18 protein-coding genes and 1 pseudogene are annotated in these 21,304 nt (G+C 65.3%); 11 read left to right on the top strand and 8 right to left on the bottom strand.

What is annotated here, in order from left to right:
• Positions 1 to 453: 453 nt before the first annotated feature.
• Entirely contained in the window at positions 454 to 1,608 is a 1,155-nt protein-coding gene (locus IVA81_RS24585) for an MFS transporter (RefSeq protein ID WP_247322751.1), read from the top strand.
• A gap of 158 nt (positions 1,609 to 1,766) precedes the next feature.
• Positions 1,767 to 4,607, top strand: coding sequence for a winged helix-turn-helix domain-containing protein (locus tag IVA81_RS24580; protein ID WP_247322748.1), 2,841 nt, complete (start codon positions 1,767 to 1,769; stop codon positions 4,605 to 4,607).
• A 302-nt stretch (positions 4,608 to 4,909) separates the two neighbouring features.
• Here the strand turns inward: IVA81_RS24580 and msrA are convergent, their stop codons facing one another.
• From msrA to IVA81_RS24560, 4 genes are all read right to left on the bottom strand, one after another.
• The gene (gene msrA / locus IVA81_RS24575) at positions 4,910 to 5,425 is read right to left on the bottom strand and encodes a peptide-methionine (S)-S-oxide reductase MsrA (protein ID WP_247322746.1); all 516 of its coding nucleotides are present in this window, start codon (positions 5,423 to 5,425) and stop codon (positions 4,910 to 4,912) included.
• A gap of 133 nt (positions 5,426 to 5,558) precedes the next feature.
• On the bottom strand, positions 5,559 to 5,981 hold the full coding sequence (locus IVA81_RS24570; RefSeq protein WP_247322744.1) for an OsmC family protein: 423 nt from the start codon (positions 5,979 to 5,981) through the stop codon (positions 5,559 to 5,561).
• A gap of 82 nt (positions 5,982 to 6,063) precedes the next feature.
• Positions 6,064 to 6,741: a VOC family protein gene (locus tag IVA81_RS24565; protein ID WP_247322742.1), complete on the bottom strand. Its 678-nt coding sequence runs from the start codon at positions 6,739 to 6,741 to the stop codon at positions 6,064 to 6,066.
• 44 nt (positions 6,742 to 6,785) lie between these two features.
• Positions 6,786 to 6,965 (bottom strand): hypothetical protein, encoded by a 180-nt coding sequence (locus IVA81_RS24560; protein WP_247322740.1) that lies wholly within the window; start codon positions 6,963 to 6,965, stop codon positions 6,786 to 6,788.
• 323 nt (positions 6,966 to 7,288) lie between these two features.
• Between IVA81_RS24560 and IVA81_RS24555 the strand changes: the two genes are divergently transcribed.
• The gene (locus IVA81_RS24555) at positions 7,289 to 7,996 is read left to right on the top strand and encodes a hypothetical protein (protein WP_249812821.1); all 708 of its coding nucleotides are present in this window, start codon (positions 7,289 to 7,291) and stop codon (positions 7,994 to 7,996) included.
• 325 nt (positions 7,997 to 8,321) lie between these two features.
• Positions 8,322 to 8,753, top strand: a pseudogene (locus IVA81_RS24550) (AraC family transcriptional regulator); the annotation flags it as partial.
• A 165-nt stretch (positions 8,754 to 8,918) separates the two neighbouring features.
• Here IVA81_RS24550 and IVA81_RS24545 read toward each other — a convergent pair.
• From IVA81_RS24545 to IVA81_RS24535, 3 genes are all read right to left on the bottom strand, one after another.
• Positions 8,919 to 11,240, bottom strand: a complete 2,322-nt coding sequence (locus IVA81_RS24545; RefSeq protein ID WP_247322727.1) for a molybdopterin guanine dinucleotide-containing S/N-oxide reductase — start codon at positions 11,238 to 11,240, stop codon at positions 8,919 to 8,921.
• A 183-nt stretch (positions 11,241 to 11,423) separates the two neighbouring features.
• Positions 11,424 to 11,600, bottom strand: a complete 177-nt coding sequence (locus IVA81_RS24540) for a hypothetical protein (protein ID WP_247323220.1) — start codon at positions 11,598 to 11,600, stop codon at positions 11,424 to 11,426.
• Positions 11,601 to 11,722: 122 nt separating this feature from the next.
• On the bottom strand, positions 11,723 to 11,917 hold the full coding sequence (locus tag IVA81_RS24535; RefSeq protein ID WP_247322726.1) for a hypothetical protein: 195 nt from the start codon (positions 11,915 to 11,917) through the stop codon (positions 11,723 to 11,725).
• Between the two features lie 87 nt (positions 11,918 to 12,004).
• Here IVA81_RS24535 and IVA81_RS24530 point away from each other — a divergent pair, with 87 nt between their 5' ends.
• Positions 12,005 to 12,520, top strand: coding sequence for a ferritin-like domain-containing protein (locus IVA81_RS24530; RefSeq protein WP_247322724.1), 516 nt, complete (start codon positions 12,005 to 12,007; stop codon positions 12,518 to 12,520).
• Between the two features lie 74 nt (positions 12,521 to 12,594).
• Here IVA81_RS24530 and IVA81_RS24525 read toward each other — a convergent pair whose 3' ends face one another.
• Positions 12,595 to 13,452 carry an SDR family oxidoreductase gene (locus IVA81_RS24525; protein ID WP_247322722.1) on the bottom strand — a complete coding sequence of 286 codons (858 nt, stop codon included), beginning with the start codon at positions 13,450 to 13,452 and terminating at the stop codon, positions 12,595 to 12,597.
• Between the two features lie 267 nt (positions 13,453 to 13,719).
• Between IVA81_RS24525 and IVA81_RS24520 the strand changes: the two genes are divergently transcribed.
• The 6 genes from IVA81_RS24520 to IVA81_RS24495 all read left to right on the top strand — a co-directional run bounded on the left by IVA81_RS24520 (position 13,720) and on the right by IVA81_RS24495 (position 21,302).
• The gene (locus IVA81_RS24520) at positions 13,720 to 14,970 is read left to right on the top strand and encodes an ABC transporter substrate-binding protein (RefSeq protein WP_247322720.1); all 1,251 of its coding nucleotides are present in this window, start codon (positions 13,720 to 13,722) and stop codon (positions 14,968 to 14,970) included.
• Between the two features lie 124 nt (positions 14,971 to 15,094).
• A complete protein-coding gene (locus tag IVA81_RS24515) occupies positions 15,095 to 15,922 on the top strand; it encodes an AraC family transcriptional regulator (protein ID WP_247322718.1) in 828 nt (275 codons plus the stop codon).
• A gap of 304 nt (positions 15,923 to 16,226) precedes the next feature.
• A complete protein-coding gene (locus IVA81_RS24510) occupies positions 16,227 to 17,237 on the top strand; it encodes a branched-chain amino acid ABC transporter permease (protein ID WP_247322716.1) in 1,011 nt (336 codons plus the stop codon).
• A 1-nt stretch (position 17,238) separates the two neighbouring features.
• The gene (locus tag IVA81_RS24505) at positions 17,239 to 18,324 is read left to right on the top strand and encodes a branched-chain amino acid ABC transporter permease (protein ID WP_247322715.1); all 1,086 of its coding nucleotides are present in this window, start codon (positions 17,239 to 17,241) and stop codon (positions 18,322 to 18,324) included.
• A complete protein-coding gene (locus IVA81_RS24500; RefSeq protein WP_247322712.1) occupies positions 18,317 to 19,099 on the top strand; it encodes an ABC transporter ATP-binding protein in 783 nt (260 codons plus the stop codon). Before IVA81_RS24505 ends, IVA81_RS24500 begins: the two co-directional genes overlap by 8 nt.
• On the top strand, positions 19,092 to 21,302 hold the full coding sequence (locus IVA81_RS24495; protein WP_247322710.1) for an ABC transporter permease: 2,211 nt from the start codon (positions 19,092 to 19,094) through the stop codon (positions 21,300 to 21,302). Before IVA81_RS24500 ends, IVA81_RS24495 begins: the two co-directional genes overlap by 8 nt.
• Positions 21,303 to 21,304 lie beyond the last annotated feature (2 nt).

Raw genomic sequence — 21,304 nt, 5'->3', positions numbered from 1 at the left:
GATTCAGGCTCACAGGGACTACCCGCCCTGCCCGCCCCATCTCGTGCCGACGCTGCCGCGTCCACCGCAAGCCCAGCTCGCGAACGTGACGACCACAAGATCGCCCCTCTTGGATGAGCCGGGATGGGCAACACATACGCCAAAACCGAAATTCGGTAAAGTGGAATATTTTTGCGTGAATGGATTGACAGCCGAGCGACACAGCGAGGTGCCGTAGCCCGGATGGAGCGAAAGCGCAATCCGGGACAGTGCGAGATACCGGGCGAGCGGCCCCGGATTGCGCTGCGCTCCATCCGGGCTACAACAGAGAGCCTCACTCACTTGTCTGCGCCGACATTCCGTCCGCCTGCGGCTTGCCGAGGTCGGCTGCGACAATTCGGGAATGCCTCGGACATAAAGCTGCGGCATTTCTCGGGCTTGTCGGCCGTCCTGCCTGCTTCCCCCGGAGTTCCCATGTCTTCTGCCGACCGGCCGGCGACACGCCTTGCGACCCGGCTTGCCTTCCTCGTCGCGGGCTTCGGCATCGCGTGCTGGGCACCGCTGGTGCCGTTCGCAAAGACACGGCTCGGCGTCGACGACGGCGTCCTCGGACTGCTCCTGCTCAGCCTCGGCATCGGCTCGGTCATAGCGATGCTGCTGACCGGAATCATCAGCGCGCGCCACGGCAGCAGGCCGATCATCATTGCGGGCGGCTTCGGTCTGGCGCTGGTCCTGCCCCTGCTCGCCGTCGCAAGCTCGCCCGCAACGCTGGCGCTGGTACTTTTCGCATTTGGCGCGGCGCTCGGCTCGATCGACGTCGCCATGAACATCCACGCCGTCGAGGTGGAGCGCGCCGCGGGACGCCCGCTGATGTCCGGATTCCACGCGCTGTTCAGCATCGGGGGCTTCGCCGGATCCGCGCTGATGACGGCGCTGCTCTCGCTGCAATTCGGCACGCTGGCCTGCACGCTGATCTGCTCCGTCCTGATGCTGATCGCGATGGTCGTGACCTGGCCGCGCCTGCTCCGCTCCGTGCAGGTGCAGGAGGGCCCGCTGTTCGTGCTGCCGCACGGATCGGTGCTGCTGCTCGCGCTGCTCGGCGCCATCACTTTCCTGGTCGAGGGCGCGATGCTCGATTGGGGCGCACTGCTCGTCATCGGCGCAGGTCTCGTCACCGAGGCGCAAGGCGGAGCCGGCTACATCGTGTTCTCGATCGCAATGACCGCGGGCCGTCTCGGCGGCGACGCCGTCGTTGCGCGCATCGGGGACCGCGCGACATTGCTCTGGGGCAGCCTCATCGCGATCGTCGGTTTCGTGGTCCTGCTCACGGCGCCCGTTGCGGCGGTCGCCATCGCCGGATTCCTGCTGATCGGGCTCGGCGCGTCGAACCTCGTGCCGGTGCTGTTTCGACGGGCGGCGCGGCAAACCGTCATGCCGACGGGGCTTGCGGTCGCGGCGATCACGACCGCGGGCTATGCCGGGATCCTGATCGGCCCTGCCGGCGTCGGCTTCGTCGCACGTCTTGGCGGATTGCCGATGGCGTTCTGGTTGCTGGCCGCACTGATGGGTCTCGTCACACTGTCGGCGCGCATCGTCACAAAGGACGCGGGTCGGACCATGCCGACCTAACCCCTTCCGCCTCAAGCATTATCTTGGCGAGCCGAAGCCGACCCAAGCCATCTGCGCGGGTCTGTCAGCCATGCGGCTTTCGGCCAGTTTACTGGACGTCTCGTTCTGCTAGACCACAATAAAATACCTTTTGACTCCCGTCGCGGGGGCAATGGCACGTGCCAGCTCAGAACCAAGACTCGGTCGTTTCATTCGGGCCATTCCGGCTGTTTCCAAAGTCCCGGCTTCTGGAGAAGGACGGGGAGCCGCTTCATGTCGGTGGCCGCGCGCTCGATATTCTCATCTTGCTTGCCGCGCGCCCGGGGGAAGTCGTCGACAAGAGAGAGCTGGTCAAACGCATCTGGGCCGACGTGAATGTCGACGAGGGCAGCCTGCGCTTCCATGTCGCAGCGTTGCGCAAGGTGCTCGGCGATACTGGCAAGTCGGCCCGTTATGTCCTCAATGTGCCGGGCCGTGGCTATTGCTTTGTCGCCCCGTTCGCTCAAGCTGCCCCGCAGGTCGCCCAAGCCTCAGCCGACATCAGCCCTCCCCGCTCCCTGCCCGCTCCGCTTGCGAAGATGGTCGGACGCGAGGAGATCATCGAGAAGATCTCGAGCGGCCTTGCCCTCCATCCCTTCATGACCGTGGTCGGCCCGGGCGGCATCGGCAAGACCGCCGTCGCCGTCACTGTCGGGCATCGCCGCTCGGCGGATTTCGGCGGCCGCGTCTTCTTCGTCGATTTCGGTCCACTGCGCGACGCCAGCCATGTCACGACCACCATCGCCTCCGTGCTCGGACTGACCGTCAACTCGGAGGATTCGACGCCGGCGATCCTGACATTTCTGAAGACCGGACCTGCCCTGCTGATCTTCGACAGTTGCGAGCATGTGCTGGACATGCTGGCGCCGCTCGTGGAGCGCATCGTTGACGAAGCGCCGCAGCTTCGCGTTCTCGCAACCAGCCGCGAATCGTTCCGAAGCGAAGGCGAACGGATTTTCCGGCTGTTTCCGCTGGATTGTCCGCCCGAGCGCGAGGGTCTCGATGCCGCCGAGGTTCTCGCCTACCCAGCCGCCCAGCTCTTCGTCGAGCGCATCGCGCAGAGCTCCGGACCGTTCCAGCTCAGCGCCGAAGAGGCGCCGCTCGTCGCAAGCATCTGCCGGCGGCTCGACGGCATTGCGCTGGCGATCGAACTCGCGGCGGGCCGCGTCGACGCGTACGGCATCGCCGGCACGGCCTCGCTGCTCGACAGCCGCTTTTCGCTGCAATGGCGGGGACGACGCACAGCCGTCCCGCGGCACCAGACGCTCGCCGCCGCCCTCGACTGGAGCTACGACTTGCTGCCTCCGGCGGAGAGCGCCACGTTGCGAAGATTATCGGTGTTCGCCGGGCCGTTCGCGCCGGAGGCGGCCGCCGCGGTCGCGTCCGGCGACGGCCTCAGCGTCTCGGAAACGCTGGAGGCGATCGACAGCCTGGTCGCCAAATCGCTGATCTCGCCATCCGGTTCGCGGGCGCTACGCTATCGCCTGCTCGACACCACGCGCACCTACGCGCTCGGCAAGCTGAGCGAGCTCGGCGAAAACGGGCCGTTCGCGCGGCGCCATGCGGAGCATTTTCGCGACTTCTTCGAACGTGCGGGGGCCGACACCTCGACGCCGCTTCCGGAATGGCTGAACACCTATGGCGGCGAGCTGGACAATGTGCGCGCAGCGCTGGACTGGGCCTTCGCGCCCGACGGCGATGCGAGGCTCGGCATCGCGCTGACAGGGACCGCGGTCGCCCTGTGGGTGCGTCTTTCGCTGTTCGCCGAATGCCGCGAGCGCTGCAGAACGGCACTGGTAGCGCTCGGAGACGACCGCGACCACGACGGCATCCGCATGCAGCTGCTGTCGGCACTTGGCTGGTCGCTGATGTATGGCGAGGGCCGCGCGCGCGAGGCGCGCCCGATCCTCGAGACGACGCTCGAGCTGGCCGAGAGGCTCGACAACAAGGATTTCCGTCTGCGCGCGCTCTGGGGCCTGTGCATCGACCAGTTCAACAACGGGCAGTTCGGCAAGGCCCGTGCACTCGCCGACCGCTTTGCGAGCGTCGCGGCGAATTCATCAGATAATACCGATCTCATGCTGGGCGACCGCCTGATGGCGGTCGCGCTGCATTATCTGGGAGACCAGAACGATGCGCGGCAGCGTATCGATCGGGTGAACGCCTCGCTGCATGCGCTGGTAACGAGGCCGAAAATCTTCCCGCTCGATCTCAGGATATCGACGCAATATTTCCGGGCCCGCATCCTCTGGCTTCAGGGCCTCGCCGATCAGGCCCGGGCGCTCGCCGCCAAGAATATCGAAGAGGGCCGCGCCAACGGCCACGCCCTGACCTTCTGCAGCGTACTGGGGCAGGCCGCCTGCCCGATTGCGTTCTGGTCCGGCGATTTCGACGCCGCCGAGCGCCACGGCGCCGAGCTGCTGGAACACACCGAGCGCCACGCAATCCGGCCGTGGGGGCTGTGGGTACGGGCCTTCAACGCCGCGGTCGTTGCCAGGCGCGGCGACGTCGCGACGGGCCTGCCGCTGCTGCGCGAAGAGCTCAATCGTGCCGGCGATGCGCGCTTCCTGCCGCGCTTTCTCCCGTTGCTCGGCGAGCTCGCCGCATGCTTCCTGGAGACCGGCCAAATCGACGGTGGCCTCGAAATGATCGAGGACGTCCTCGCCCGTTGCAACGACCGGCAGGAGCGCTGGTATCTGCCGGAGCTGATCCGCATCAAGGGAGAATTGATGCTCAAGAGCCCGCGGCATTCCGAGCACGCCGAGGCGCGCTTTCGCGAGGCGATCGACATTGCCGTCGAACAGGGCGCGCGCTTCTGGGAGCTGCGTTGTGTAACCAGCCTGGCGCGACTCATGATGGCCGCAGGCCGGAGCGCGGACGCTAAGACGATTCTCGACAATGTCTGCGGGGCGTTTGTCGAAGGCTCCGAGATCGCCGACATGCGCACGGCCCGCGAGTTGATGAGGCAAGCGGGCGGCTGACAGGCACAACGCTGCGCTCTATGGCGTGGTCATGTTAGGGGCTGTCGCCCTGGTTCACCTCTCCCCAACGGGAGACAGGGCAATCGCATTTGAATGTTCAGCAGAGGTCGTCATGCCCGGGCTCGTCCCGGGCATCCACGTTCTTTGTGCTGCGTGGAAAGGCGTGCATGGCCGGGACAAGCCCGGCCATGACGCTCTGGGTAATGTCGGTACCCCCAAGCCCAACCTCATACGCGGTTGCCTTGGTACGGGAGAGGTGGGCCCTGGGCTCTCGTCGATCTTCAACGAAGACTCGACGCCGCCTAGCCTCCGACGGCAGCCGCGCGGCGCGGCAGCTTCCAGCCGGGCCGGATGAAGTGGCAGGTGTAGCCGTCCGGGTAACGTTCGAGATAATCCTGATGCTCGGGCTCGGCTTCCCAGAACTCGGCTGCGGGCGCGACCTCGGTCACCACCTTGCCCGGCCAAAGGCCCGACGCCTCGACGTCGGCGATGGTGTCTTCGGCGATCATCTTCTGCTCCTCGCTCGTCGTGAAGATCGCCGAGCGGTAGCTCGTGCCCAGATCGTTACCCTGGCGATTGAGCGTGGTGGGATCGTGGATCTGGAAGAAGAATTCCAGCATGGTCCGGAAGCTGGTCTTCGCTGGGTCGAACATGATTTCGATCGCTTCGGCGTGGCCTTCGTGATTGCGGTAGGTGGCGTTCTTCACGTGCCCGCCGGTGTAGCCGACACGGGTGGAGATCACGCCCGGCTGCTTGCGGATCAGATCCTGCATGCCCCAGAAGCAGCCTCCGGCCAAAACTGCGCGCTCTGTCGTCATATCTCCGCTCCCGATTGATTGCTCGGTCCGTTCTGTGTCCCTAACATAGGCTCTCGGCCACCCGGCCGAAAGCCGTGCTATTGACGCGTATCCACCTGTGCCCCTAGGGCCCGGTGGACCCGGGATGCTCGCCTTAAGCCAACTTGGCGTCGAGGGTGATCGCTGCGTTGAGCACCTTCGACACCGGGCAGTTTTTCTCGGCCTCGCCGGCGATCTTGGCAAAACCCGCATCGTCGAGGTTCGGCACCTTGGCGCGCAAGGTCAGCGCGGATTTGCTGATCTTGAAGCCTTTGCCTTCGGGCTCGAGGGTCACGGCGGCTTCGGTCGAGAGCTCGTCGGGCGTGAATCCCGCCATCTGAAGGCCGAAGGCCAGCGCCATCGTAAAGCAACCTGCATGGGCCGCTGCGATCAACTCCTCGGGATTGGTCCCCTTCTCATTCTCGAAACGCGTCTTGAACGAATAGGGCGTCTGCGCGAGTATGCCGGATTCGCTGGTCAGATGGCCAGTTCCGTCGCGACCGGTGCCTTTCCAGACGGCCGTTGCTTTGCGGATCATGTCAGTCCTCCCTGTCGTTCAGTACCGGGCTCCATACCGGAGCAAGGCGACATTGGCGTGGCGGGCGAGCAACGTTGCGGGTTCAGCTCGGCAGAGGTTGGCCGGCCTGCTCGCGCACAATGTGGTCGGCGTACCATTCCGCCCAATTCTCATCATGTGCACCGGTCCGCCGCTCATGTTCGCCATGCGCTGCCGCCGCCCGGTGGAGTGCGGCCGCCAACTCCGCCTGCGAAGCGAACGTCGTGCCGCCGCCCGCGATGCGCCCCGGCAGCCGCGTTGTCACCTCCTGGAACAGCCAGCCGTTGCCATCGGGATCGCTGAACGATGCGAACGAGCTGTAGCTGCCGCGGTTGGGGTCGGCGCCACTGATCCGAGTACTGCCGAACAGGTACGGCTCGTCCGGCCCGGCGTGAACGTCGCCGGCACCGTGGAATGGCATGCTGACTTCGACGCCGCGGTCGAGCAGATCCCGTCGTGCCGCCTCCAGATCGGAGACAATCACGTACAGCCCTCGCACCGAGCCGGGTGCGGCGGCAGTCACATTGTTTCCGAAGATCACCGAGCAGGCCGAGCCAGGCGGGGTGAACTGGATTGCACGCCAGTCATCTCCCGAGGTGAAGTCGGCGTCCAGCCGCCAACCAAGGCGCGCGTAGAACGCCTTGGCGCGGTCGACATTGGACACGGGGATCACGACGACTTCGAGCTTCCAATCGGTGCTGAGCGATGTCGAGAGTTCGGGATCGGTTTGGATAGTGGTCATGTCCAGCTCCCTGATGTGAAACGCGATTGCGAATGGGACGGCCGCTATGCGGCGGCGGGCATCATGATGGTCACCCGTGTGCCGTCCTGCCCCGCCTCGCTGAGCAACCGCGCGTGGATGCTACGTACTCCCACGAGCTCCAAATCGCGACACTGCTCGTCGAAACTGCCAATCAATTGAGATTGAACGACATTGTCGTTCGGCCGAGCGCCGATGCCGGACATCATAGCCTCCTGCTGGAAGGTGGATCCAACTCGAAGGCCATAGTGGATGCATCGGGCGCATCTGGCTCGTTAGACGTTGCAAGATTCTGTTATGATTGGCGCCGACGCGCGCGCCCTGCTCACCCCGCCCGTCGCACGGTCCCAGGAAAGCCTGCAGACCCGCGGTCCGATCGCCCGCATCAAATCTGCTGAGCGGCCTGAATTGAGAGCATCTTCAACAGGATACCGCCCTCCGCCCGCTCGCAAGTCCTAACAAATTCTAACATGCCAAGCCGCATCGGCGCCGCCATGGTGGAGACACTGCACGGTGGACATGGCGGGACATGGCGCTTCTAGACGATGTGATCGATGCCAGCGGGGGAATGACCCGCTGGAACAGCTTGAGCCGTTTCACGCTCCACCTTTCCATTGGCGGAACGCTATTCGCCGACGCCGGACATGCCCGGGAATTCAAGGACGTGACCGCGGAGGGCTCGACCCGGACACAATCGCTCCGCTTCACCGGCATCACCGGAGGCGAGCGCTCCGGCTCCTTTCAGCCCGACGCGATCACCATCGAGAAGTTGGATGGTGAGGTCCTGCAGACCTGGAGCAACCCCGTCCCTGCGTTTGCCGAGGCCGGCTCGCCCGCACTTGCGGACGAGCTGCACCTCGTCTTCTTCTGCGGCGTCGCGATCTGGAGCTATCTGACGATTCCATTCCTGCTTGCTCACCCCGATGTCGTGATCGAAGAGCTGTCGCCTTGGCAGCAGAGCACCGAAACCTGGCGCCGGCTGCGCGTGCAATTTCCGCCAGCGCTGATGACGCTCGCGTCGGAGCAGATCCTCTATTTCGACCAGAGCGCCCTGCAGCGGCGCGCGGATCACGAGCTGTTCGGGATGAAGGTCGCACACACCTCTTGGGCGCATGACAATTTCGGCGGCATCGTGGTGCCGACGCTTCGACGCATTCAGGCCACGCAGCCGGACGGAACCGTGATCCCCAGGCCCGTACTTATGGACGTCGAGATTTTCGACGCCGTCTTGGAGTAACGCCGATGGCTTCGAAGTCAGATCGGATTTGCAACCCTCGAACGACGCGTTCTGCGGCGGGCTGTCGCACCCGACGCAGACGCACAAAATCTAACAGATCCTCATCACCCCTAACGGGCGTCCTGGCCTTCCGACGCCTATCCTCCGAGCATGGAAAGCATTGGTTTGCGCGTTTGCCGAGCGTGCAAGCGGCGGCAAAGCCAGGAAAGGACGAGCGATGTTGAACAATTTGCAGGCGGCGCATGCCGATGGTCCGGTCGGCGCGCGGGATCACGAGATTCTTCGCCGTACACCGGTCATCGCCCGGGAGAGCCAATGCACGGGGATGGAGTTGCCGCGCGTCAGGGTCAATGCCTTGCCGAAATGGCGGCTGCGGCGCGTCGAGCAATATGTCGCCGATCATTTCGACCGTTGCATCAGCCTGTCCGAGCTCGCCAATGTCGCCGGCCTGTCCCGAATGCACTTTGCCGCACAATTCCGCGCCGCGACCGGCTACCGCCCCCGCGAATATCTGCTCCATCACCGGACCGAGCATGCGAAGACGCTGCTCGCAACCACCGAGCGTCCATTGGCGGAGATCGCGCTGGCCGTGGGCTTCAGCACGCAGGCGCATTTTTCGACCGTCTTCAAGCGCATCAGCGGCGAGTCTCCGGCACGCTGGCGCCTCGCCAGCAGGGGTGAACGGCTCGCGGTCGAAGCACCTGCGCGGCGTCGTCCTTCTGCCGATCGCGATTGGATCACCAGCGCAGCCGCGTAATCCATCTGCCGGCTCGCGCCCTCGTCCTCCCGGGGCTGCGAGCCTCTCGGGGCCGCCCTGATCGCACACAGGAGCGGCCCCTTTTTCTATCTTGAGCGACGCAGCCGATCGTCATGATAGATGGACCCCGGATTGCGCTGCGCTCCATCCGGGGCACGCCGATCGCTACGCCGGATCGAACGCGCGGATCGGCGGCAGATTGCCGGTGAACTTCTCGACCTCGACCGCCGTCAGCTGACCGGTGCAGCCCTGCGCCAGGGATGAGGTCCCGATGTCGCGGGTGAGCACATTGGGATTGCCGTGAACGCAGAGCGGCGCCTCGTCCTCGGGATCCATCGGATCGTACCAGGCGCCGGTCGGAAGCTGCACCACGCCGGGCGCGATGCCGTCGGTGACGTGGACCGCGGCGAGGCAGGCGCCGCGCTCGTTGAACAGGCGGATGATGTCGCCATCCCCAATGCCACGCGCGTTCGCATCAACCGGGTTCATTCGCGCGACCTCGCGGCCGCGATGTTTCGCGGCAAGCGAATGTCCGCCGAAATCGAGCTGGCTGTGCAGGCGCGTCACCGGCTGGTTGGCGACGAGGAAGCATGGCGCCCCCGGCTTCGGCATGTCGGTCTTCTCCAGCCAGACCGGATGACCGGGACAATCCGCATCGCCGTGGCCCGCGATCTTCTGCGAAAAGATCTCGACGCGGCCGCTCGGCGTCGGCAGGGCATGATCGACCGGGTCTTCGCGAAAACGGCGCAGCCGGCCACCGTCATCGGGCTGCTGCGGCACGACCAGGCTGCCGCGCGCCCAGAACTCGTCGAAGGTTGGGGCTTCGAGGCCGCGCTTCGCAAGCGAGGCGCGGGTCGGCTCGTAGAGATGCTCCAGCCATTGCCGCGACGTACGTCCCTCGGTGAAAGGTTCGCGGGCCCCGAGACGATCGGCGAGATCGGCGAAGATGTCGTAGTCGTCGCGCGCAAGGCCAAACGGCTCGGCGACCTTGTGCATGGCGACCATCAGGGGATCGTTGGTGGAATAGCCGATGTCCTCGCGTTCGAGCGTCATCGTCGCGGGCAGCACGATGTCGGCATGCCGGGCCGTGGCGGTCCAGGCGAGCTCGTGCACGACGAAGGTGTCGAGTTGCGCAAAGGCTTTGCGCAGGCGGTTGATGTCCTGGTGATGGTGGAAGGGATTGCCGCCGGCCCAATAGACCAGGCGGATGTCCGGATAGGTGCGCGTCTCGCCATTGTAACGATAGGCGGTGCCGGGCTTGAGCAGCATGTCGGCGATGCGCGCCACGGGAATGAAATCGGCGACGCCGTTACGGCCCTGCCCCAGCGTCGGCCCCGGCACGTCATTGACGCGGCGGCCGTAATAGCCGATCGCCCCGAGCGAATAGGCGTAACCGCCGCCGGGAAGGCCGATCTGGCCGAGCGCTGCCGCCAGCACCATGCCCATCCACACCGGCTGCTCGCCATGCTCGGCGCGCTGCAGCGAATGCGAGACGGTGATCAGCGCGCGCTTGCCGGCGGCGCGGCGCGCGAGCTTTCGGATCGTCTCGGCATCGACGCCTGAGATGGCCGCAGCCCATTCGGCGTGTTTGGGCTGGCCATCGCTTTCGCCCATGAGATAGCGCAGGAAGACCGGCCAGCCCTCGGTGTAGCGATCGAGGAAGGCCTGGTCGTGCAGACCTTCGCTGACCAGCGTGTGGACGATGCCGAGCATCAAGGCGGTGTCGGTGCCGGGAACGCAGCTCATCCATTCGGCACCGGCCTCGACCGGCAGATCATCGCGGAGCGGGCTGACCAGAACGAATTCGCAGCCGCGCCGGCGCGCCGCTGCCATGGCGCCGCGCTCGACATGCTTGCTGATCGAGCCGCCGGCCACCATGGAGTTCTTCAGCGCCATGCCGCCGAACGCCAGCACGATGTCGGTGTCCTCGGCGATCTGCTCCCAGGTGACGTTGCGCTTGGTGATGTCCTCATAGCCCGCCAGAATCTGCGGCAGCAGCACCGACGACGCGCCCGACGAGTAAGTGTTCACCGAGCGGAGATAGCCGCCCATCGCGATGTTGAGGAAGCGATGCACCTGGCTCTGGGCGTGATGAAAGCGGCCGGCGCTCGACCAGCCATAGGACCCGCCGAACACGGCGCCGGGGCCGCGCGTGTCGCGGATACGGCAGAGCTCGTCGCCGAGGAGAGCGATAGCCTTCTCCCAGCTGACGGAGACGAACTCGTCGCGGCCGCGGCGATTGTCGGGGCCCGGCCCGCGCTCGAGCCAGCCGCGGCGGATCGCCGGCTGGGCGATGCGCGCCTGGTGGCGGAGCGCACCGGGAAAATTGTCGATGATGCCGTTTGGATCGGGGTCGCCCGCATAGGCCCTGACCTCCAGCCCGGCCGCGCCCTGACGCGCGGAAAACACGCCCCAATGCGAGGTGTGCGGCTTGAAGCCATCCGACAGGTCGAGATCGGGGTCGGGGAAGCCAATCGTATCGTCCATCGTCTGATCCTCGTTCCGGGTCCGGTCTGCATCCGGGCTGGTAATATACCGATCTGCTCCGGACGTCGTCGAGATCAGCCTTGACGGAAACGCTGGGCTGCCCCGCGCGGCGAACTTCGTGATCACACTATGACGATGCGCACTTGGAGAGGGCGCCCCTAACAGGCGCGCCGGAGTTCGGGCTCACTCACCCGCGCAGCAATCGACCAACAGCTGCCAGATCCGCTGCGCCTCGCCCCGCTCGTGGCCATCCGGCACCTTCTCGACGCTGGACTGACCATAATCGGCGCGCGTTTCGCGAGGCACGATCCACCGCTCCGAGATCGGGTCGTACCATTTTCCGATGTTCATCTCAGTCACGGCGATCGACTCACAGATTTGATCAACGGTTGAGCGATGCGCCTGCCGCGGTCTCGTGCGAGACATTCGGCGACGCGCCACTCAGTTTACCAATCATGAGCTCGCGCGATCGTTCCGTTGCATCATCCCGGCCGGGCCGGATGAAGCGTTCGCGGATGCCGCTCGTGCAGCAGCCGCGCGAGCTCCTCACGCTCGCTCGCGCGTCCCTTCATGGCGGTCTCGAACAGCGCCTCCTGGATGTCGCGAGGCATGTCGCCCCACACGTCCATGGCCGCGCGTCCGAGCAGGCCCGCGAGATGATCAACTCCATCGCTCATTCGGCTCTCCTGGTCTGCACACGGAAATGGAACAGCTGCAGCCGTCTAGCGTTCCAGTGTCATCATTGTGAAAAGGAGGCGTCTTTTATGGGATTCTTCACCAAGGACATCAAATCGATGGAAGACCTGCTGCTGCACGGGCTGCAGGACATCTATTACGCGGAGCAGCAGATCCTGAAGGCGCTGCCCAAGATGATCGACAAGGCGACCAACAGGGATCTCGCCACTGGGCTGAAAGCGCATCTGGACGAGACCAACAAGCAGGTCGAACGGCTCGACAAAGTGTTCGCGAAGCTCGGCAAGGAGCCCCGCGGCACGCAGTGTCCGGCCATCGACGGCCTCATCGAGGAAGCCGACGCGACCGCGGGTGAGATCGAGGACAAGGCCGTGCTCGACGCCGCCATTGTCGCCAATGCACAAGCCGTGGAGCACTACGAGATGTGCCGCTACGGCACGCTGATCGCATGGGCCGAAAAACTCGGCCACGACGACATCGTGCGCTTCCTCACCACCAATCTGAATGAAGAGAAGGCTGCCAACACCAAGCTGAACACGGTGGCGCTTCGCAAGGGCGTTAACGCCAAGGCGTCCAACGCCGCCTGATCGAGATCGCCGCCTGATCGAGATGTGACGATTGAGACGTGGCGGCCCGGCTTCCGGCGCCGCCACGGTCCTCGTCAGATAAACGGCTTTCCGCCGGTGACGGCCAACGTCGCCCCCGAGGTGTAGCTCGAGAGCGGATCGGCCAGCATGACATAGGCGGTTGCGAGCTCGGCCGGCTGGCCGGCGCGCTGCATCGGGACCTGCTTGCCGAAGTTTTTGACCCTTTCCTCCGACATGGTCGAGGGAATCAGCGGCGTCCAGATCGGACCCGGCGCAACGGCGTTGACCCGAATGCCCTTCTCGGCCAGCATTTGCGCAAGCCCGCCGGTAAAATTCTGGATGGCGCCCTTGGTCGTGGCGTAGGCCAGCAGGGTCGGGTTCGGCATGTCCGAGTTCACCGACGCCGTGTTGATGATCGCAGCTCCCGGCCGCATATGAGGAACGGCGGCCTTGGTCAGATAGAACATGGCGTGGATGTTGGTCTCGAACGTCCGCTGCCACTCCTCGTCGCTGATGTCTCCGATATCCCTGAACGTGGCCTGATGGGCCGCATTGTTGACGAGGATATCAATGCCGCCGAGCTCCTCGACGGTGCGACGCACGATGGAGCGGCAGTGCTCGGGATTGCGGATGTCGCCGGGAATCAGGACGGCCTTGCGTCCCTCCCGCTCCACCAGCGCCTTGACCTCGGCCGCATCCTCGTCCTCGTTCAAATAGGAGATGACGATGTCGGCGCCTTCACGCGCGTAGGCGATCGCGACCGCGCGGCCGATGCCGCTGTCACCTCCGGTGATGAGCGCCTTCTTTCCGGCCAGACGTCCGGCGCCTCTGTAGCTCTCCTCGCCATGATCGGGGCGTGGCTGCATCGCACGCGTCGAACCGGGCATCGGTTGCTGCTGCGGAGGATAAGGTGGCTTTGGATAGTCGGTCATGAAGCGGCTCCAGGCAATCTGCTCCGCTAACGGAGCCCCGCCGGAAGCGTTCCTGTAACTGCACTGCTGCACCGCGGAACCATTTGCGCCGCAACATTCAAAAATGAGACTGCCCGTCAAACCGGACGAGGCGCTCACGCATGCACCGCATCCGACTTCGGCTAGCTTCTCTTCAAAGCCGCGGGCCTTCGAGAGCCAGCCTTCGAGAGTCATGCGGCGCCGCGCCGGTTCGCTGCGGCCATAATCGACGACACAGGGAGGAGCACAATGTTGAAATGCAGTGTGGGACTGCTCGCGCTGAGCAGCCTGTTTCTTTCGGGCGCAGCGATCGCCCAGGAAAAGATCAAGGTGGGCGTGACCGCGACGCTCGAGGGTACCTACACGGTGCTCGGCGAGGACGGCATGCGCGGCCACCAGACCGCGCTCAACGTGCTGGGCAAGAAGATCGGCGACAAGGAGCTCGAGTTCATCGTCGCCTCGACCGACGCGACGCCGGACTCCGCGGTGCGCGCCGTGCGCAAGCTGATCGAGCAGGACAAGGTGCAGATCCTGCTCTCGCCGCTCTCCGGCGACGAGGGCATTGCGGTGAAGAATTTTGCGAAAACCCATCCCGAGCTGACGTTCATCAACGCCGCTTCAGGTGCGCAGGAAACAACTTACGTCGATCCTGCCCCGAACTTCTTCCGTTACAACATGGACGGCGCACAATGGCAGGTGGGCCTCGGCAAATACGCCTATGACGAAAAGAAGTATCGCAAGATCGCAACCGTCGGCGAGGACTACTCCTTCATCTACACGCAGGTGTTCGGCCTCGTGCTCGAATTCTGCGGCGCGGGCGGGCAAGTCACGAACCGGCAATGGGTGCCGCTCGGCACCAAGGATTTCGCCTCGGTCATCGCCGCTCTGCCCGATGACGTTGACGCCATCTATCTCGGCCTTGGTGGCGCCGACGCCGTCAATTTCCTCAATCAGTATCAGCAGGCCGGCGGCAAGGCGCATCTGATGGGCGGTTCCATCATGATTGATCAGACCATCCTGTCGTCCAAGGGCAACGCCAAGAACGCCCTCATCGGCACCATCGCCGCGAGCGGCCAGGCCGACACCTGGGAGGATCCCAATTGGCAGAAATTCGTGAAGGCCTATCAAGACGCCTTCCCGCCCAACAAGCGCTTCCCGAGCCCGTCGCTGCTCGCGACCAATTACTATGACTCGACCATGGCGCTGATCCTCGCACTGCGTCAGGTCAATGGCGATCTCTCCAACAACCAGTCGAAGTTCAAGGAGGCACTGGCGAAGATCGAGATCGATGCGCCGAACGGCAAGATCAAGCTCGACTCCAACCGCCAGGCGATCGGTACCAACTTCGTCACCGAAGTCGTCGACGACGGCAAGGGCGCGCTGTTCAGCAAGGTCGTGAAGGTAATCCCGAACGTGAACCAGACGCTGGGCTACGATCCGGCCGTATTCTCCAAGATCGGGTTGCCGAGCCGCACCGTGCCGGAATGTAAGAAGTACTGACGCATCACGGCTGCAACGGACAATCGGGGAGCGACTTGCTGACGCGGTCGCTCTCCGCTCTTGCAATCTCGCCGGTGTTGTTGAACGCTGCGTGAAAAGACAAGAACATTCGGGAGGGGAAGGCATGAGCCGTGCGCTCGCCGTCTTCCACGGCCGGTTCGGTCGGGCGACGGTTTATCAGTTGAACCGCCCTTTCAACATCCACGCCCATCGTGAAGGTCATCTGATCTTCCATGTCGGCGGCATGTCCGCATGCATCGACGTTTCCGACGGGCACTACGATCTCACCGAGACGTCCGTCGTCGCGGTCAATCCCTGGGAGCCGCACAACTTCCTGCCTGCCGACCTGGACGGCGGCGCGATCTTCTTCGTGCTTTATGTCAATGCGGAATGGTTCGCGCCCGATGCATCCGGCACCCACCGGCTGCGTTTCGGCCGCACCCAGTTCAAGCGCACGCCGGCACTCGACAAGCACATCAGGCGGACCGCCGCGCTCGTGTGCGGCGCACCATCGCTCTCCAGTCTGGATTCCGAGCTGCGGAGGCTGATCGACATCTGCTACGACGAAAGCTGGCAGCAGGCCGACATCGCCCGCGATCCGCGCGCAAGCGGCTCCGTCACTGATTTTCGCGTGCGCAAATGCATCAAGATGATGTCGGAAAGCCCCGGCGCTGAGATCGAGCTCGACACCATCGCGCGGGAATCCGGCCTGTCGCGGCCACATTTCTACCGGCTATTCCGCGTGCAGACCGGCGTTACGCCGAACCTCTATCTCAACACGCTGATCATGGAACAGGCGCTCGAAGCGCTGGTGGCAAGCGAGACGCCGATCGCCGATATCGGCTTCGATCTCGGCTTTTCCTCGCAGAGCGGTTTCACCCGCTTCTTCGCCGCCAATGTCGGGATGGCCCCGACCGATTATCGTCGCGCAGCCAAGATTTTGCGCGCCTGATCTCTGCGCGAAAAGATACTCACGATCAAACGTTCCCTTCCGGGCCCGGCTAGGATGTCGGCAACGCGATCCCGAAAGAGGATTGCGACCGACGGGAGCGCACGTCCATGGCGAGGCCAGCAGCCGGCATCGGCTTGCATGCCACCTCGCCCCGCTTGCGGGGCCGAGACGAGCTTCGCTCGCTCTGGGAGGGTCGGGGTGAGGGGGAGTCTCCACGAGGTCGGTGGCAGTTCGACTCGCGCAGGCTCCCCCTCACCCGCGCCTTCGGCGCGACCTCTCCCCGCAAGCGGGGCGAGGTGAAGCCATGAGCCGCTTTGTCGAACGCCATCCGGCCTGGGCGTTGATCGCAATCATTGCCGTTGCCGTCGCGCTCTGGCTGATCTTCGCGGTCTGGCCGCCGGGCCTCGAAGAGGCCGTCGGCCGCAAGCGCGTCTTCCTCAATGCCGTCTTCAACGGCATCACGCTCGGAGGGCTCTACTTCCTCGTCGCCAGCGGCTTCACGCTGATCTTCGGGCTGATGCGCAACGTCAACCTCGCGCACGGCTCGCTCTATCTGTTCGGCGGCTATGTCGGCTACGCCATCAGCACGGCGACCGGGTCCTGGGTGCTCAGCTTCATCGTCGCCTTCATCCTCACCGCCCTGGTCGGCGTCCTGCTCCAGGTGATCGTGTTCCGCCGGATGGAGGGACAGGATCTTAGGCAGACCATGGTGACGATCGGGCTTTCGATCGTGTTCGCCGACCTCATGCTGTGGGCCTGCGGCGGCGATTTCTACCAGGTCCAAACGCCGAACTGGCTGATCGGCCCCGTGGAGCTGCCGCTGATCACGGCGATCAAGTCCTCGGGTGAGCCGGTCTATCTCAGATATCCCATGGTGCGGCTGGTGATCTTCGCAGCGTCCGTGATCATCGGCGTGGCGATGTGGCTCGCGCTCAATCGCACCCGCATCGGCATGATCATTCGCGCCGGCGTCGACGACCGCGATATCCTCGCCGCGACAGGCGTGCGTATCCAGCTCGTCTTCGTGCTGGTGTTCGCGTTCGGCGCGGGACTTGCCGGGATCGCCGGCGTCGTCGGCGGCACCTTCCAGTCGCTCTCGCCCGGCGAGGACATTCGCTTCCTGCTCGCCTCCCTTGTCGTCGTGATCGTGGGCGGCATGGGCTCGATCCCTGGCGCCGCGCTCGGCGCGCTGATCATCGGCCTCGCCGAACAGCTCGGCTCGGTCTACATCCCGACCTATGCCATCGTCGTGACCTTCCTGATCATGGTGCTGGTGCTGGCGATCCGGCCGCAAGGCCTATTGGCGAGGCGCTGACATGTCGCTCGCCCAAGATGCCCGCGTTGCCGCTCGTCCCGCCACAATGGCGCAGCGCGCGGCACGGACGTGGCCGGAGATCAACAATCCCGCGGCCTGGGTCGTCGCCGTCATCCTCCTGATCATGCCGCTGATCGCCAACGGCTTCTTCCTGATCGAGATCTTCGCCTCCACCTTGATTCTCGGCACCATGGCGCTCAGCCTGATGTTCCTCGCCGGCTATGGCGGGATGGTCAGCCTGATGCAGCTCACCATCGCGGGCTTCTCGGCCTACATGGTCGCGGTGTTCGGCATCAGCGGCAACGCCAATATCAGCCTGGGCTGGCCGTGGTGGCTCGCGGTGCCCATGGCGCTGGCGCTGGCAACCGCGTTCGGCACGCTCGGGGGCGCGCTCGCGGTGCGCACCGAGGGCATCTACACCATCATGATCACGCTCGCGATTGGCGCGGCGTTCTATTATTTCACCAATCAGAACTGGGCGATCTTCAACGGCCATACCGGCATCAACACCGTGGCCACGCCGCACTTCTGGGGCGTCAACTGGCGCGCCGACATTCCCTTCTATTATGTCGTGCTGGCGGTCGCCGCGCTCTGCTACTTCGCCGTCGAATATCTTTCGCGCGCACCCTTCGGCCTCGCCCTTCAGGGCGTGCGCGACAATCCGAGGCGCATGGCGGCGCTCGGCTTCAACGTCAATGCGCACCGGATCGCCGCCTATGCCTTCGCCTCCTTCGTGGCGGCGCTGGCCGGCGTGCTCCAGGTCTGGAACTACCGCCAGATTTCGCCGGGCTCGGTCAGCGTCGGGGCCTGCATCGACGTGCTGATCATCGCCGTCGTCGGCGGCATCACGCGCCCGATCGGCCCCTTCATCGGCGCGCTGATATTCGTGCTGCTGCGCACCTTCGCGCTCGACTTCCTGGTCAGGCTCGGCCTCGACGGCAACCGCTTCCGGCTGCTGATTGGGCTCGGCTTCCTTGCCATCGTGTTCTGGTCCTCGGACGGCGTCATCGGCCTGTGGCAGCGCTGGCGTCAGAGCCAGCGGCGTCCGGCTGCAAATCAACCTGGCAGAGGACGCGGCCATGGATAGCGTCGCGCAACGCCTCTCGGCCGTCGGCGCCGGTGCCGCGCTGGAGCTGCGCGGCGTGACGAGGTTGTTCGGCGCGCTCGCGGCGCTGACCGATGTCACCATGACCGTGCGCCCCGGCGAGCGCCGCGCCGTGCTCGGCTCCAACGGCGCCGGCAAGACCACGCTGTTCAACTGCATCACCGGAGACTTCGCGCCCTCCTCCGGCACCATCCGCTTCTTCGGCGAGGACGTCACGCACTTCCCGCCCTATGAACGTATCCGCCGCGGGCTGCGCCGGACCTACCAGATCTCGGCGCTGTTCCCCGGCCTCACCGTACAGGACAATGTCTATCTCGCCTGCCGCGGCGTCTCGCGCGGGCGCTTCTCGTTCCTGCGTCCCGGGCAGAACGATGCCTTGATGCATGCGGCCGACAACCTGGTCCAGGCCGTGCATCTTTCCGCCGTGAAGGACCAGCGCGTGGCCGAACTCGCGCACGGCCAGCAGCGCCAGCTCGAGATCGCACTTGCGCTCGCCGGCGCGCCGCGCTTCGTGCTGTTCGACGAGCCGGCCGCGGGCCTGTCGCCGACCGAACGGGCCGAGCTGATCGAGATCCTGACCTCCCTGCCGGCGCATATCGGCTACATCATCATCGAGCACGACATGGACGTCGCCCTGCGCGTCGTCGAGAGCGTCACGATGATGCACAACGGCCGCGTCTTCAAGGAGGGCGTGCCGGAAGAGATCCAGTCCGACCCCGAGGTGCAGGAGCTTTATCTCGGAGGCGGCCATGAATGAGGTCCGCCGCTCTGCCGCTGCACTCGAGGTCCGCGGGCTCGACGTCTATTACGGTCACTCGCACGCCCTGCAAGGCGTCGACCTCACGCTGGAGAGCGGCGTGTTCTCGGTCGTCGGCCGCAACGGCATGGGCAAGACCACGCTGTGCAAGGCGATCATGGGGCTGGTCGGCGTGAGCGGCGGATCGATCCGCGTTCGCGGCGAGGACGTCACACGGCGGCCTTCAGCGCAGATCGCCCGGCTCGGCGTCGGCTATGTGCCGCAGGGCCGCCGGCTCTGGCGCTCGCTCAGCGTCGAGGAGCATTTGCGGCTCGCCGGCGGGATGCGCTCCGGGGCCTGGACCGTCGAGCGCATCTACGACACCTTCCCCCGTCTCGCCGAGCGCAAGGATCACGGAGGCGGTCAGCTCTCCGGCGGCGAGCAGCAGATGTTGGCGATTTCGCGCGCGCTGCTCACCAATCCGCAGCTCTTGATCATGGACGAGCCGACCGAGGGCCTTGCGCCCGTGATCGTGGCGCAGGTCGAGGAGATGCTGCTGCGACTGGGGGAGGACGGCGACATGTCCGTGCTCGTGATCGAGCAGAATATCGGCGTCGCCACCGCGATCGCGCGCAACGTCGCGATCATGGTCAACGGTCGCATCAATCGCATCATCGATTCCGCGCGGCTCGCCGCCGACCGCGAGCTTCAGCAGCGCCTGCTCGGCGTCGGGCTTCACGCCGAGCTCGAGCCGGATATCGAGCTCCCCGCGTCCGGCCCCGAGGCAAAACCGGCGCCGGCGCCACGGCGCGACGGGCCGATCCGCATCTACATCTCCAACCCGACGCTTCCGACGCGGTGGTCACAACCGGTGCCAATCGCCCGCATCGAGGCCGCAGCGCGCACGCTCTCGACGCAAGTGGCGCGGCTCGACGAGACAGCGCGGCGCAAGCGCGAGCCGGTGGCGGCGCAGACCGCCGGCCCACCCGTGGTGCTGGTCGTCGGCACGCTCGACACCAAGGGCCTCGAGCTGCGCTTCATCCGCGACATCATCGCCGAAAGCGGCCTGCGCACCCGGCTGGTCGACGTCTCGACCAGCGGCAAACATTCGTCCTGCGATGTCTCCGCGCAGGAGATCGCCCTCAATCACGGCCGCGGCGGCTCCGCCGTGTTCGGCCCCGACCGCGGCGCCGCGGTGACCGCGATGGCCGATGCGTTCGCCAGCTGGCTGCGGCGCCAGGGCAATGTCGCCGGCGTGATCTCGGCCGGCGGCTCCGGCGCGGCCTCGCTGGTCGCCCCGGGGATGCGCGCGCTCCCGGTCGGGGTGCCGAAGGTGATCGTCTCCTCCGTCGCGTCCGGTGACGTCGGGCCCTATGTCGGCCCCGTCGATATCACGATGATGTACTCGGTCACCGACGTGCAGGGGCTGAACTCGATTTCGCGCGCGGTGCTGGCCAATGGCGCCAATGCGCTCGCCGGCATGGTGAGGGCGCGGCTGGATGGACGCGCCGCGACGGCCCACGAGGCCAGCAAGCTGCCCCCGGTCGGTATCACCATGTTCGGCGTGACGACGCCGGCGGTGCAGAAGATCGCCGCCGATTTGCGTGACGATTTCGAGTGCCTGGTCTTCCATGCTACCGGCGTCGGCGGCCGTTCCATGGAAAAACTCGTCGAGTCCGGCCAGCTCGCCGGCGTCATCGACCTCACCACGACCGAGGTCTGCGATCTCCTCATGGGCGGCGTCTTTCCGGCGACGGACGACCGCTTCGGTGCGATCATCCGCACGCGCATCCCCTATGTCGGCTCGGTCGGCGCCCTCGACATGGTCAATTTCGGCGCGCCCGACACCATTCCCGAACGTTACCGCGGCCGCAAATTCCACGTCCACAATCCGCAGGTGACGTTGATGCGGACGACCGTGGAAGAGAACGAGCGGATGGGCCGCTGGATTGGCGAGCGGCTCAACCAGATGGATGGCCCTGTGCGCTTCTTCCTGCCAGAGGCCGGCGTCTCCGCGCTCGATGCGCGGGGTCAACCGTTCTGGGATCCTGAAGCCGACGCCGCACTGTTCCGCACGCTGGAGCGTACCGTGCGGCAGACCGGCAACCGCCAGCTCATCCGCATGCCCAAGAACATCAACGATCCCGAATTCGCCGCCGCCGTCGTCAGCGCGTTCCGAACCCTGTTCGGCCGCACCGGCGCGCGGCGGAGACTAGCGAGGTGACC

Origin of the sequence: Bradyrhizobium sp. 141, from assembly GCF_023074055.1 — a bacterium.
Taxonomy (GTDB): Bacteria; Pseudomonadota; Alphaproteobacteria; order Rhizobiales; family Xanthobacteraceae; genus Bradyrhizobium.
The sequence above is the reverse complement of the archived record's forward strand: the minus strand, read 5'-3'. Positions and strand labels throughout refer to the sequence as shown.

Coding starts and splice junctions, on each gene's coding strand:
- IVA81_RS24585 (WP_247322751.1), top strand. CDS start 454: ATGTCTTCTGCCGACCGGCCGGCGACACGCCTTGCGACCCGGCTTGCC.
- msrA (WP_247322746.1), bottom strand. CDS start 5,425: ATGACGACAGAGCGCGCAGTTTTGGCCGGAGGCTGCTTCTGGGGCATG.
- IVA81_RS24570 (WP_247322744.1), bottom strand. CDS start 5,981: ATGATCCGCAAAGCAACGGCCGTCTGGAAAGGCACCGGTCGCGACGGA.
- IVA81_RS24565 (WP_247322742.1), bottom strand. CDS start 6,741: ATGACCACTATCCAAACCGATCCCGAACTCTCGACATCGCTCAGCACC.
- IVA81_RS24560 (WP_247322740.1), bottom strand. CDS start 6,965: ATGTCCGGCATCGGCGCTCGGCCGAACGACAATGTCGTTCAATCTCAA.
- IVA81_RS24555 (WP_249812821.1), top strand. CDS start 7,289: ATGGCGCTTCTAGACGATGTGATCGATGCCAGCGGGGGAATGACCCGC.
- IVA81_RS24545 (WP_247322727.1), bottom strand. CDS start 11,240: ATGGACGATACGATTGGCTTCCCCGACCCCGATCTCGACCTGTCGGAT.
- IVA81_RS24535 (WP_247322726.1), bottom strand. CDS start 11,917: ATGAGCGATGGAGTTGATCATCTCGCGGGCCTGCTCGGACGCGCGGCC.
- IVA81_RS24530 (WP_247322724.1), top strand. CDS start 12,005: ATGGGATTCTTCACCAAGGACATCAAATCGATGGAAGACCTGCTGCTG.
- IVA81_RS24525 (WP_247322722.1), bottom strand. CDS start 13,452: ATGACCGACTATCCAAAGCCACCTTATCCTCCGCAGCAGCAACCGATG.
- IVA81_RS24520 (WP_247322720.1), top strand. CDS start 13,720: ATGTTGAAATGCAGTGTGGGACTGCTCGCGCTGAGCAGCCTGTTTCTT.
- IVA81_RS24515 (WP_247322718.1), top strand. CDS start 15,095: ATGAGCCGTGCGCTCGCCGTCTTCCACGGCCGGTTCGGTCGGGCGACG.
- IVA81_RS24510 (WP_247322716.1), top strand. CDS start 16,227: ATGAGCCGCTTTGTCGAACGCCATCCGGCCTGGGCGTTGATCGCAATC.
- IVA81_RS24505 (WP_247322715.1), top strand. CDS start 17,239: ATGTCGCTCGCCCAAGATGCCCGCGTTGCCGCTCGTCCCGCCACAATG.
- IVA81_RS24500 (WP_247322712.1), top strand. CDS start 18,317: ATGGATAGCGTCGCGCAACGCCTCTCGGCCGTCGGCGCCGGTGCCGCG.
- IVA81_RS24495 (WP_247322710.1), top strand. CDS start 19,092: ATGAATGAGGTCCGCCGCTCTGCCGCTGCACTCGAGGTCCGCGGGCTC.